The organism is Amycolatopsis sp. FU40 (assembly GCF_021903635.1).
Taxonomy (GTDB): Bacteria; Actinomycetota; Actinomycetes; order Mycobacteriales; family Pseudonocardiaceae; genus Amycolatopsis; species Amycolatopsis dendrobii.
This window is the reverse complement of the sequence record NZ_CP091381.1, coordinates 6167401-6180073: the sequence shown is the minus strand read 5'-3', so window position 1 is coordinate 6180073 and position 12673 is coordinate 6167401. Positions and strand designations below refer to the sequence as shown.

The 12673-nt window shown below is 69.5% G+C and carries 9 protein-coding genes; 4 read left to right on the top strand and 5 right to left on the bottom strand.

Going from position 1 to position 12673, the window contains the following annotated elements:
* Window positions 1-43 precede the first annotated feature (43 nt).
* Window positions 44-571 carry a GNAT family N-acetyltransferase gene (locus tag L3Q65_RS28900; protein ID WP_237597170.1) on the bottom strand — a complete coding sequence of 176 codons (528 nt, stop codon included), beginning with the start codon at window positions 569-571 and terminating at the stop codon, window positions 44-46.
* A gap of 103 nt (window positions 572-674) precedes the next feature.
* Here L3Q65_RS28900 and L3Q65_RS28895 point away from each other — a divergent pair, with 103 nt between their 5' ends.
* A complete protein-coding gene (locus L3Q65_RS28895; protein WP_220506776.1) occupies window positions 675-992 on the top strand; it encodes a hypothetical protein in 318 nt (105 codons plus the stop codon).
* A gap of 76 nt (window positions 993-1068) precedes the next feature.
* Here the strand turns inward: L3Q65_RS28895 and L3Q65_RS28890 are convergent, their stop codons facing one another.
* Window positions 1069-2268, bottom strand: a complete 1200-nt coding sequence (locus tag L3Q65_RS28890) for an MFS transporter (protein ID WP_182890033.1) — start codon at window positions 2266-2268, stop codon at window positions 1069-1071.
* 59 nt (window positions 2269-2327) lie between these two features.
* Entirely contained in the window at window positions 2328-3566 is a 1239-nt protein-coding gene (locus L3Q65_RS28885; RefSeq protein WP_237597169.1) for an FAD-dependent oxidoreductase, read from the bottom strand.
* 151 nt (window positions 3567-3717) lie between these two features.
* On the opposite strand from L3Q65_RS28885, the gene L3Q65_RS28880 reads away from it, so the two are divergent.
* Complete coding sequence (locus tag L3Q65_RS28880) at window positions 3718-4176, top strand: nitroreductase family deazaflavin-dependent oxidoreductase (RefSeq protein WP_182890034.1); 459 nt, start codon at window positions 3718-3720, stop codon at window positions 4174-4176.
* A gap of 113 nt (window positions 4177-4289) precedes the next feature.
* Here L3Q65_RS28880 and L3Q65_RS28875 read toward each other — a convergent pair whose 3' ends face one another.
* Together L3Q65_RS28875 and L3Q65_RS28870 are read right to left on the bottom strand one after the other, a co-directional pair.
* Window positions 4290-7979 (bottom strand): multifunctional oxoglutarate decarboxylase/oxoglutarate dehydrogenase thiamine pyrophosphate-binding subunit/dihydrolipoyllysine-residue succinyltransferase subunit, encoded by a 3690-nt coding sequence (locus L3Q65_RS28875; RefSeq protein ID WP_182890035.1) that lies wholly within the window; start codon window positions 7977-7979, stop codon window positions 4290-4292.
* A gap of 272 nt (window positions 7980-8251) precedes the next feature.
* A complete protein-coding gene (locus L3Q65_RS28870) occupies window positions 8252-9766 on the bottom strand; it encodes an FAD-dependent monooxygenase (RefSeq protein WP_182890036.1) in 1515 nt (504 codons plus the stop codon).
* A gap of 265 nt (window positions 9767-10031) precedes the next feature.
* Between L3Q65_RS28870 and L3Q65_RS28865 the strand changes: the two genes are divergently transcribed.
* Complete coding sequence (locus L3Q65_RS28865; RefSeq protein ID WP_237597168.1) at window positions 10032-11054, top strand: acetylserotonin O-methyltransferase; 1023 nt, start codon at window positions 10032-10034, stop codon at window positions 11052-11054.
* Complete coding sequence (locus tag L3Q65_RS28860; RefSeq protein ID WP_220506777.1) at window positions 11051-12601, top strand: FAD-dependent oxidoreductase; 1551 nt, start codon at window positions 11051-11053, stop codon at window positions 12599-12601. Before L3Q65_RS28865 ends, L3Q65_RS28860 begins: the two co-directional genes overlap by 4 nt.
* Window positions 12602-12673: the final 72 nt, after the last annotated feature.

Sequence of the window (12673 nt, the reverse complement as noted above, 5' to 3'; positions counted from 1 at the left end):
AATCCCGGTTCTAACCGGGATTGCCACTCACGAGGGCTACCGCTCAGAGCCGGTCAAAGGCCGCCGCGTAGCGGAACGCTCCGCGGTTCCCCGGGTGGTACGCCGCCAGCGGGAGGGCCTGGAAGTGCGGTGCCCATTCCGGCACCGGAGGCGTGACGCCGAGCTTCTCGGCCAGGACGAATCCGAAGCGGGAGTAATAACCCGGGTCGCCCAGGAGCACGATCAGGCCGTAGCCGAGGGCGTTGGCGGCGCCGATCGTCGCGTGGACCAAAGCCGATCCGGTGCCGCAGCGGTGGTGGTCTGGGAGAACGCCTAACGGGCCGAAGCCGATGGCGGAGTCTGGGTCGTCGTCGAGGCGGCCTGGGCTGGAGCAGGCGTGGCCGATGACCTCTCCGTCGCGGAGGGCGACAAGGGACAGCGCGGGGAGCAGATCGCCGTCGGCGGTGAGTTCGGTGACTAGTTTCGCTTCCGGCATTTCGCCGGTGACGTCGGGGTTGTGGACACGGAACGCGGCGGTGTGCACGGCGTGGATGGCGGGTGCGTCGTCGGCGGTCGACTGGCGGATCTGCATGCGCCCAGTTTCCCTGAGCGGCGGTTTGTGCGGAAATTGATTTCGGCGGACCGCGTCAGAGAGGAACCAGGGGAGCGATGAGCGAGTCGGTGGCGATCGGCTGGTGATCCGCGTGCGGGGGCGGATGCCCGCGGGGGCGGCCGACTTCTGGGACGGCAACTGGCTTTTCAGTCCGGTTGACCTGGTGGCCGGCGGGTTCAGCGCTCGGGTGCCCGCTGGGTTGCGGGCCGAGGAGTTGCGGAGCTTCCGGGAGCAACTGGCGAAGGCGTACGCCGGCTTCGGTGGCCTCGCCCGGCTGACGTCGATGGAGGAGCGGCTCGATCTGACGGCCACCGTGGCCAAATCCGGAAGGGATGAGGTCGAGGGAGCGGCGATCGACGGGCGGGGGGAACAGGCTGTCGTTTCGGATCGGCGAGCTTGATCAGTCTGAGCTGCCGCAGGTCCTCGATGGGCTCGCTTCGATCGAGGCGGAGTTTCCGGGGGTTGGCGAGCGTTGATCAGGCCGCAGCTGCCTCCGGAGCAACCCGGGCCGGGCGGTCGTCGCGCATGAAGAGGAGCACCGCGGCTCCCACGAGCGGTCCGGCGGCCAGGGTGAGGAACGCGGAGTAGAACGAACCGGTCGCGTGGAAGACCGGGCCTACGACGGCGGGCACGATGACGCTGCCCAGTTGCCAGAAGGCGTTCACCGCACCGGCGGCGGAACCGGCTAGGCGGGCACCGGTCAGGGCGGGGATCATGGCGGCGGTCAGCGGGCTGTAGGCGTAGGCGCCGATGCCGAGAATCGGGGCTACCACTAGGAAAGCGGGGTAGCTGCTCAGGGAGCCGAAGACCAGGAGAGCGCCGCCGAAGAGGATGAGGACGGCGATGATCGGGATTCGCCTGCCTAGGCCGACTTTGTCGGTGAGCCAGCCGATCAGCGGTTTGATCACTACCGCTGTGCCGGAGAAGATGACCAGGACCACGCCGGCCCGCACGGGGTCGATGTGTTCGCCGCGGATCATCAGGGTGTTGGACCACGTGACGAAACCGTAGGTGCCCCACAGACCGCCGAAACCGGCTAAGCCCAGCAACAACAGGTCGCGGTTGCGGAAGAGGGGGCGCGGGTTCGGCAAGACGCGGCGGGGGGAAGCGGACACAGCGCCGTTGCGGATGAAGGCCAGGCACAGCAGGCCGAGTACGACGGTGACTCCGCCGAAGAGGTGGTACGACACTGGCCAGCCGCTGTTTTTCACTAGCGTGGGCACGACGGCGTTGGCCACGACGGTGCCCAGCGACGTCGCGGTCATGAAGATGCCGCTCGCGAGGCCGTGCTCCTCCGGGCGGAACCAGGTGGTGATCAGCTTCAGCCCGGCGGAGAAATCGACTCCGGCGAAGAGGCCCAGCAGGGCTTGCAGCACGAGGCCCCAGGCGATGGACGTGGTCGAGCCGAAGAGGATCATCAGCACGCCCGCGACAAAGGAGCTGACGCCGAGGATCGCGCGACTGCCCAGCCAGTCGGAGAGGAAGCCGCCGGCGGTGTTGGAGACGACGTAGCCGATGTAGTAGCAGGTGGCGAAGATCCCGAGCGCGGCCAGCGGGACGCCGAGCGAATCGCTGACCGCCGACGACGCCGGGCCCCAGGTCGACCGGTCTACCGAGGTCATCGTGAACACTGCCCAGCAGAGCAGCAGGACGACCCAGCGATAGCGGCTCGGCATGGGGGCTCCTTCGACCTGGCGGATGATCAGGGAAGGTTCCCGTTACCGGCGGCAGCGGGTCAAGCCAAGGCATCCTGACGGTGCAACTCGGCCCGGATCACGCGGACGTCGTGGGCTCGGCCGCCGACGTACTGGGCGGCGGCGACCCCGGCGGCGTGGCCGGTGGCGAAGGCGGTGCCCATGACGCGGACGGAGGCGTACGCGTCGTCGTCGGAGCTGGTCAGGCGGCCGGCTGCCCAGAGGTTCGCGGTGTCGGCGGAGCAGATCGCGCCGTAGGGGAGGTCGTACCAGCCGCGCTCGGCGATCGGTTCGTAGCGGGTGATGCCCGGGCCCGCGTGGTCTTCGATCGGCCAGCCGCAGCGGCCGATGGACGCGTCGGGGCGTTTGCGGGCGGTCAGGACGTCGCGGCCGGTGAGCTGTTCGCGGCCTACCAGGTGACGGCCTTCGCGGATGCCCAGCTGGGGGCCGGTTTCTTCGAGGCGCGCCGACGACCAGCCGGAGAGGTGTTTGCGCAGTGCGTCCAGGTATCGCCACGCCTGGCGTCGCGCGTTGGCCTCGTCGCGGCTCAGCGAGGCGGCGTCCAGTACGTCGGTCTGTTCGTCTACCAGCAGCGCGATTACGTTGCGGGTCAACGGAAGGTGCACGGCGATGCCGTAATCGCGGGACAGCTGGATGCCGGTTTCCCGTTGGTACGCGGCGACGGCGGCGCGCAGACCCTCGCGCGAAAGGTCGGCATCCTCGGGGACGCCGGAGAATCGGCAGACGAGCGTGCTGGTTTGCCGCTCGTGCAACGGGGCGACGCGGACGGCGGCTCCAGCGGCGGCGAGGAGTGCGCCGTCGCCGCTGGCGTCGATGAACGCACCGGCGGTGACCCGTTCCAGGCCGCCGCGGTGGTGCAGTTCGACTTCGGTGACGACGCCGTGCGTCCGCCGCGCTCCGATGAGTTTGGTGTGCAGGAGGACGTCCACGCCGGCGTCGGCGGCCAGTTCGTCGTACACCAGCTTGGTGGTTTCCAGGTCGAGCAAGACGATCTTGTTGCCGGTCCAGCCCATCGTCTTCTCTTCGTAGGCGCCGCGGTGGCGCAGCCGCTGCAGCACCTCCTCGCCGACGCCCGCGACGACCTGCTGCCCGGTCTGGTCGAAGAAACCGCAGAGGGTCAGCACGGAACTGATCGTCGCCGCGCCGCCAAGGTACGGGTACTGCTCGACCAGCAGCACCCGCGCCCCGGTCCGCGCCGCCCCGGCCGCGGAGGCGATACCCCCAGCACCGCCTCCGACTACGACGACGTCGTAGTGCACTTCCAGCCCTCCTCGGGTGTTTGGCACCCAGTGAACTGGGTCCGGCCGGGACGTCGCCACTGCCTTTCCGGCACCCCGGGCATACCCGGAAGGTATATCTATGGATTCCAGAAAGTATGAAACTCATACAAGTTGGCGTACGCTCGAGGCCATGGACACCAAGGCAGCCGGATACCGGCGCAAGGTCAACACGATCAACCGGGTCATCACCGCCCTGCAGCGTGCGGGGCTGGCGTTCGGGCCGATGGAACTGCTCACCGTCCCCGGACGGCGCAGCGGCGAGCCGAGGACGTTTCCGTTGGCAGTATTGAAAGTCCAGGGCGGCGAGTACCTCATCCAGGCGTTCCCGAAGGCGGCCTGGGTGGCGAACATCCGCGCGGCGAAGGAGGGCACGCTGTCGCGGGGACGGCGGTCGCGACGGGTGCGGTTCGTGGAACTGCCGGTCGCGGAACGGGGGCCGGTGTTGCGAGAGGTGGTCGCGAGCGGGCCGCCGAGCGTGGGGCGGCGTTACGTGACGACGGGGCTGGCGGAGTCGCCGACGCCGGACGGGGTGGCGGCGGCCGCGGCCGCGGGGAGGATCGCGGTGTTCCGGGTGGAGGCCGCGGGGTAGCGGTCGTGAGTGGCTATGCCGGTTCTAACCGGCATAGCCACTCACGACTCCCACAACGGCGAAGGCCGCCGCGGAACGAATCCCGCGGCGGCCTCCACGCAAAACGAGCCGAATCAGTCGAACGCCTTGGCGATCAGCGCCTTCTGCTCGACGTCGTGCACCTTCGACGAACCGGCCGACGGGGCGGCCATCGGGCGGCGCGCCACCACGTCGAGGCCGGTGAAGAACTCCGGGAACTTCCGGGGCAGGTTGAGGCCGAAGAACGGCCACGCGCCCTGGTTTTCCGGCTCCTCCTGGACCCACGCGATCTGGCTGGCGTTCGAGTAGCGCTCCACCGCGGCCAGCAGCTTCTTCTTCGGCAGCGGGTAGTACTGCTCGATCCGCACGATCGCGACGTCGTCCGCGCCGCGCTTCTCGCGTTCGGCCACCAGCTCCCAGTAGAGCTTGCCCGAGGTCAGCAGCACCTTGCGAACCTTCGCCGGGTCCTGGGTGGCGTCGTCGATCACCGACATGAAGCGGCTCTGGCCGGTGAAGTCCTCGACCGTCGACGTCGCCGCCTTGTTGCGCAGCATCGACTTCGGGGTGAAGACGATCAGCGGACGCTGGATGCCGTCGAGGGCGTGGCGGCGCAGCAGGTGGAAGTAGTTCGCCGGGGTGGACGGCACCGCGACGGTCATCGACGCTTCCGCGCACAGCGACAGGAACCGCTCGATCCGGCCGGACGTGTGGTCCGGGCCCTGGCCCTCGTGGCCGTGCGGCAGCAGCAGCACGACGTCCGAGCGCTGGCCCCACTTGGCCTCGCCGGAGGAGATGTACTCGTCGATCACGGTCTGCGCGCCGTTGACGAAGTCGCCGAACTGCGCTTCCCACATCACCAGCGCCTCGGAGTTCGCCACCGAGTAGCCGTACTCGAAGCCGACGGCCGCGTACTCCGACAGCGCCGAGTCGTAGATCATCACGCGGCCCTGGCCGTCGGCCAGGTGCTGCAGCGGCGAGTACTCCTGGCCGTTCTTGCGGTCGATGAACACCGAGTGCCGCTGGGTGAAGGTGCCGCGCCGGGAGTCCTGGCCGGACAGCCGCACGAGGCGGCCTTCCAGCGCCAGCGACCCGAAGGCCAGCAGTTCGCCGAACGCCCAGTCGACGCCGCCCTCGCGCGACATCTTGTGGCGGCGCTCCATGACCGGCTTGACCCGCGGGTGCGGGGTGAAGCCCTCGGGCAGGTTGACGAACGCGTCGCCGATCTTCTCGACGACCTCGCGCGACACGGCGGTGGTGACCTTCGCCGGGATCTGCTGCTCGCCCTCGACCGAGGGGCTCGCCTTCGCCGGGTGCTTCTCCAGTTCGCGCACCTCGTTGAAGACGTGCTCGAGCTGGCTGGAGAAGTCGCGCAGCGCGGCCTCGGCCTCTTCGACCGAGATGTCGCCCCGGCCGATCAGCGATTCGGTGTAGATCTTCCGGACCGAACGCTTCGTGTCGATGATGTCGTACATCGCCGGCTGCGTCATCGAGGGGTCGTCGCCCTCGTTGTGGCCGCGGCGGCGGTAGCAGATCAGGTCGATCACGACGTCCTTGTGGAACGCCTGGCGGTAGTCGACCGCCAGCTTCGCGACCCAGTGCGCGGCCTCGGGGTCGTCGCCGTTCACGTGGAAGACCGGCGCGCCGATCATCTTCGCGACGTCCGTGGCGTACTGGCTGGACCGCGAGTGCTCCGGCGCGGTGGTGAAGCCGACCTGGTTGTTGACGACCACGTGCACGGTGCCGCCGGTGCGGTAGCCGCGCAGCAGCGCCAGGTTCAGGGTCTCGGCCACGACGCCCTGGCCGGCGAAGGCCGCGTCGCCGTGCATCAGGACCGGCAGCACGGTGTAGCCCTCGCCGCCCTTGTCGAGGACGTCCTGCTTGGCGCGGACGATGCCCTCGAGCACCGGGTCGACGGTCTCCAGGTGCGACGGGTTGGACGCCAGCGACACCCGGGTCTCCCCGTCGCCGAACATCCGGAAGTACTTGCCCTCGGCTCCGAGGTGGTACTTCACGTCGCCGGAGCCGTGCGCCTGGCCCGGGTCGAGGTTGCCCTCGAACTCCTGGAAGATCTGGCTGATCGGCTTGCCGACGATGTTCGCCAGCACGTTCAGCCGGCCGCGGTGCGGCATGCCGATGACGACCTCGTCCAGTTCCGCCTCGGCGGCCTTGTCGAGCACCGTGTCCAGCAGCGGGACCAGGGTCTCGCCGCCTTCCAGGGAGAACCGCCGCTGGCCGACGTACTTGGTCTGCAGGAAGGTCTCGAACGCCTCGGCGGCGTTGAGCTTCGACAGGATGTACTTCTGCGCGGACGGCTCCGGCTTGGTGTGCCGGACCTCGACGCGCTCCTGGATCCAGCGCCGCTCCTCGGGGTCGAGGATGTGCGTGTACTCGATGCCGACCGTGCGGCAGTACGAGTCGCGCAGCACGCCGAGGATGTCGCGCAGCTTCATCCGCTCGCGGCTGGAGAAGTCGCCGACGGCGAACTCGCGGTCCAGGTCCCACAGGGTCAGGCCGTGGCTGAGCACGTCAAGGTCGTGGTGGCTGCGCTGGCGGTAGTTCAGCGGGTCGGTGTCGGCCATCAGGTGGCCGCGCATCCGGAACGCCTCGATCAGTTCCATGACGCGCGCGGTCTTGTCGACCGGGCCGTCCGGGATGTCGGCGACCCAGCGGATCGGCTCGTACGGCAGCCGCAGGCTGGTGAAGACGTCGTCGTAGAAACCGTCCTCGCCGAGCAGCAGTTCGTGAATGCGCTTCAGGAACTCGCCGGACTCCGCGCCCTGGATGATGCGGTGGTCATAGGTCGAGGTCAGCGTCATGATCTTGCTGACCGCGAGGTCGACCAGGGTCTTCTCGCTGGTGCCCTCGAACGACGCCGGGTACTGCATCGCGCCGACGCCGATGATCGCGCCCTGGCCCGCCTGCAGCCGCGGCACCGAGTGGTTCGTGCCGATGCCGCCCGGGTTGGTGAGCGAGATGGTGGTGCCCGCGAAGTCGTCCGCGGTGAGCTTGTTCGTGCGGGCCTTCTTGACGATCTCCTCGTAGGCCTGCCAGAACTGCATGAAGGTCATGTTCTCGGTGGCCTTGATGGAGGCCACGACGAGCGTGCGGGAGTCGTCCTTGCCCTTCATGTCGATGGCAAGCCCGAAGTTGACGTGCTCCGGCGTGATCGCGAACGGCTTCCCGTCGATCAGCTGGTAGTGCCGGTTCATGTTCGGGAAGTCCTTCAGCGCCCGCACCATGGCGTAGCCGATGAGGTGCGTGAAGGAGATCTTGCCGCCGCGGGTGCGCTTGAGGTGGTTGTTGATGACGATGCGGTTGTCCGCCATCAGCTTCGCCGGGACCGCGCGCACGCTGGTCGCGGTGGGCACGGAAAGCGAGGCGTCCATGTTCTTGGCGATCGCCGCCGCGGCGCCGCGCAGCTGCTTGGACTCCGGCTCGGCGTCCTTCGCCGGAGCGGACTTGGCGGGCGCGGAAGCCGCGGCCTTCGCGGCCGGGGCGGGCTTGGCCGGGGCCTTGGCCGCCGGGGCCGGAGCGGCCTTGGCGGCCGGTGCTGCCGGGGCCTTCGCGGCGGGGGCGGCGGGCTTGGCGGCGGGAGCGGACGCGGCGGCCTTGGCTTCCCCGTTCCCTTCCTGCGTACCGTTGCCGCCCGGAGTGGGCTTGTAGTCGGCGAAGAAATCGTGCCAGGCGGCGTCTACCGACTGGGGGTCCGCGAGAAACCGCTCGTACATTTCTTCGACGAGCCACTCATTGGCACCGAACTGCGATGCGGGACTGCTGCTGGCCACGGCTGGCTCTCGCCTCTATCCATTCTCGATCCGATATCACAAGCATCTGCTGACCGCCAGGCTAGTCCCCTGCCGGTGGCCCGAAACACGCCACCTGGACGCTCGTGAGACAGGTCATTGTCTGGATCGGTTGAGAGGCCCAGCCTGACAGACAGCAGGGACCACCGTACGCGTCGCAAGGGCCGAATGCCGTCACCTCGGCCGGTTTGGGGTGACCTCGGCCACAGCACGGCCACAACACGGCCGCGGCTTGCGCCGCGGCGCGGCCGGGGTCAGCTCGCCGCGGCGGGCAGCGAGCGCACCGGTGCTGGTCCGAACCACGCGCGCAGGGCTTCGCGCAGATCGGCGGGATCGGTGTCCGGGCTTTCGGCGAGCCAGGCGACGTGCCCGTCCGGGCGGAGCAGGAACGCGGCGGGGACCTCGCTGGTGCACGGGGTGCCGGAGACGAGGTCGAGCCGGTCGAGCCACGGCGCGGCGGTGCGGGCGACGGCGGGGCCGTCGGTGAGGTCGACGAGCACGCCGCGGCCGGAGTGCAGCAGCTTCATCGTGGTCGTCGCGGCGCCGTCGACGACGATCGACCACTCCGGAACGCGGGTCCCGGCCAGCGGGTGGTCCGAGGCGGGGAAGGTCGGGTAGCGCACGTCGAGCGCGGTGATCATCTCCGCGAGGTAGCGGTTGACCTCGTCGAACTCCATGAGCGTCCCGAACAGCTCGCGCAGCGGGCCGATCTCCGGGCGCGGGTCCATCAGCGCGAGCTGGGCCTGGGTGTTGAAGCAGACGCGCGCGCCGACCGGGTGGCGTTCGTCGTGGTAGGTGTCGAGCAGGGCGTCCGGGCTGCCGTTGACGACCGCGGCGAGCTTCCAGCCGAGGTTCACCACGTCCTGGATGCCGGTGTTGAGGCCCTGTCCGCCCGCCGGGAAGTGCACGTGCGCGGCGTCGCCGGCGAGCATGACGCGGCCCTTGCGGTACTGCGCGGCCTGCCGGGTCGCGTCGCCGAAGCGCGACAGCCACACCGGGTCGCGCATCTGGAGTTCCTGGTCGGTGACCCGTTTGACCGAGGCGGCGAGTTCTTCCAGTTCGACCGGGTCGTCGCGGTGCGCGGTGGGCGGCCGGAACTCGACCGACACGACGCGGTAGAGGTCGCCGCCGAGCGGGACGGTGCCGAACACGCCGCCCTTGCAGCGGGCGAGGTGCGGGCCGTCGGGCACCTGGTCGAGGTGGACGTCGGCGAGCATCGCGTCGATGTTGGACGCGGTGCCGGGGAAATCGATGCCCGCCAGTTTGCGGACCAGGCTGCTGCCGCCGTCGCAGCCGACGAGGTAGCGCGAGCGGATGCGGTACTCGCCGTCCGGGCCGGTCACGGTGGCGACCACCGCGTCGGGCCCGTTCTCCAGTTCGGTGAGCCGGTGCCCGCGGCGGATCTCGACGTCCAGTTCCCGCGCGCGCTCTTCGAGGATCGCCTCGGTGCGCGACTGCGGGACCATCAGCGCGTAGGTGTGGCGTCCGTTGAGCTTGCTGAGGTCGAGCAGCCGCATGCCGGCGAAGTGCCCCTTCGGCCACACCGGCGCGCCCTCGCTGAAGCGGGGCAGCAGACCGCGCTGGTCGAGCACCTCGACGGTGCGCGAGTGCAGGCCGAGCGCGCGGGACTGCCCGCTCGGTTCGGCGAGCCGCTCGAGCACGAGCACCCGGCCGGGCCGCAGCCCGAGTTCGCTCGCGAGCATCAGCCCGACCGGGCCGCCGCCCACGATCACCACGTCGTACTCGACATCCATCCCGGTGCTCCCCATGTGTCCATGCCTGTTGTCGGTCTGTTCTCGGCACGGTCAAGCCTGTAGCACCGTGCTGGTCCGCGGCTATACGCGCTGTGCTGGGGATTCAGCGCTCGCCGAGCGGTCTTGGACGGTGCCGGAGACGGCCCCAGCGGGGCGTCGGCGGAGGTCGAGAGCGTGTTGAGGGGCCTTCGAGACCCGGCCGGAAGCATCGCCGCACACGAAGGTTTCCGCGGCTGCCGTGCGCGCGGACCACCGAAACGGAAGGCAGGTACGACCCGGGATGACTGCCCACACCACCGTGGACGCACAGGCGATCGCCCGCCTCAACATGCTGTTCACCCAGTCGAAGATCCTGCACAGCGCGGTCGAGCTGGGAGTGTTCGAACTGCTGGCGTCGGCGCCGCGGACGATCGACGAGATCCGCCGGGAACTCGGGCTGCACCAACGATTCACCGGCGACTTCGTCCAGGCGCTCGCCGCGCTCGGGCTGCTGGAACGGGACGGCGAGAAGTTCAGCAACGCGCCGGCGGCCGCGGCGGTGCTGGTGCCGGGCGCGCCCGGCGGCGGCTACCTCGGCGCGCGGGTGCGCACGACGTCGCAGCGGCACTATGCGATGTGGGGCAAGTTGTCCGAGGCGCTGCGCGACGGCGAGCCGAAGGCGGACATCGGCGGACACGGTGCGTTCGCGAAGCTGTACGAGGATCCGGTGCGCGCCAAGGCTTTCCTGGTGCACATGGACGCGAACAACGCGTTGGTCGCGCCGCAGCTGGCCGAGCACGTGGACTGGTCTTCGTACAAGACCTTCGTCGACGTCGGCGGCGCTCGAGGCAATGTCGCGGCGCAGTTGTGCCTCGCGCACCCGCATCTGCACGGCGGCGTGTTCGAGCTGCCGCCGATCGAACCGCACTTCGACGAACTGATGGCGGAACTGGGCGTCGCGGACCGGGTCACGTTCCACGCCGGCGACTTCTTCGAGACGCCGCTGCCGGAGACCGACGTCGTCGTGTTCGGCCACGTGCTGCACGACTGGGATCCGCAGCGTCGCGTGGAACTGTTGGCACGGGCCAAAAACGCGGTTCCGAGCGGCGGTGCGGTCGTGGTGTACGACCAGATCCTCGACGCCGAGAACCCGGATCTGCGCAGCCTGGTCGGCAGCATCAACGTCGGCCTGATCACCGACGGCGGTTCCGAGTACACCGTGCCGCAGCTGCGCGAATGGCTGGACGAAGCCGGATTGGAGTTCCGGGCCGCCACCACTCTGCCGAAGGGCAACGACACCGTTGTGGTCGCGGTGAAACCGTGAGTGCGCAAGCCCTGGTGGTCGGCGCCGGCCCGGTCGGGCTGACCGCGGCGCACGAACTGGCCCGGCGCGGCGTGCGGGTGCGGATCGTGGACCGGGCAGCGGGTCCGGCGGTGACCAGCCGGGCGCTGGCGACGCATCCGCGTTCGCTGGAGATCTACGATCAGATGGGTGTGCTCGACGACTTGCTGCCGCGCGGGCAGCAGGTGCGCGCGTTCACGATTCACATGCGCGGCAAGCGAATGGTCGGCCTCCGGGCGGACTACTCGCGGCTGCCGACGCGGCTGCCGTTCACGTTGATGGTCGACCAGGTCATCACCGAGGAGGTGCTGCGGACCGCGTTGGCCAAGCAGGGCGTCGAGGTCGAATGGGGCGTCGCGCTGGCCGACTTCACCGACACCGGAGACGGCGTGCAGGTGCGGCTCGAACGCGACGGACAGGTCGAGGAGACCTCGGCGGACTGGCTGGTCGGCTGCGACGGCGGGCACAGCGCGGTGCGCAAGAAGCTGGGGCTGAAGCTCGAAGGCGACTCGTCGGAGACCTGGCTGATCGCCGACGCGCAGGCGGACACGGCGTTGCCGCGCGACAGTATTCACCTGATCCGGACCCCGGGCGGTTCGGTGATGCTGGTGCCGTTCCCGGACGAGGGCAAATGGCGGCTGCTCGATACCCGAGACGTCGAGTACTCCGGCTCCGGCGACGACGCGGCGGTGGCGCGGCGGTTCTCGGAGAAAGTGTCCGCGGCGACCGGTGTGCCGACTGTGGTGTCCCCGCCGACGTGGGTTTCGGTGTTCTCCATCCAGCAGCGGATGGTGCCTGCCATGCGGTCCGGTCGCTGTCTGGTCGCCGGCGACGCCGCACACGTGCACAGCCCGGCGTCCGGGCAAGGCATGAACACCGGCGTCCAGGACGCGTACAACCTCGCGTGGAAGCTGGCGATGGTCATCGACGGACGCGCCGACGAGCAGCTGCTCGACAGCTACTCGCGCGAGCGCGTACCGGTGGGCGCGGAGCTGCTGCGCACCACGAAGAAGGCGACTTTCCTGGTACAGCTGAAAAATCCGTACGTCGCCGCGATCCTGCCGGTGGCGTTCGGCGTGATGCGCAACGTTTCGGCGCTGCGCGGCAAGCTGGAACGCAAGATCATGGGCGGAATGTCCGCGCTGGGCCTGTCCTACGGCGACGGTCCCGCGCCGGCCGGACCTGGACCACGACCGGGCGAGCGGCTGTCGGTCGTCGCCGGTGCGGACGCGGAAACCCCGGCGTGGCAAGCGTTGCTGGCGCAGTTGCGCGAACCGGGCTGGACGCTGGTGCTCGGCCCGGAAGCGGATCGAGCCGAGTTGCCGTCCGTGGGCGGTTGGCTGGTGCCGCAGACGGCGGGTCCTGTCGGGGACCTGCCGGACGCCGACGGCGCGTTGCGGCGGGCGCTCGGCCTTTCGGCGACGGGCTGGATCCTCACGCGCCCGGACGGCTACGTGGCCGACCGCGGCGACCGGATGTCCGCTGCCGCTGTCCGCGCGGTCCTGCGGCACGCGCACATCTCTGTCTGACGCCCCCCGCGGAAGTCCGTGAGGGTTCCCCTCACGGACTTTCGCCGCGTCTGTCGGGCACTGCACTTACTA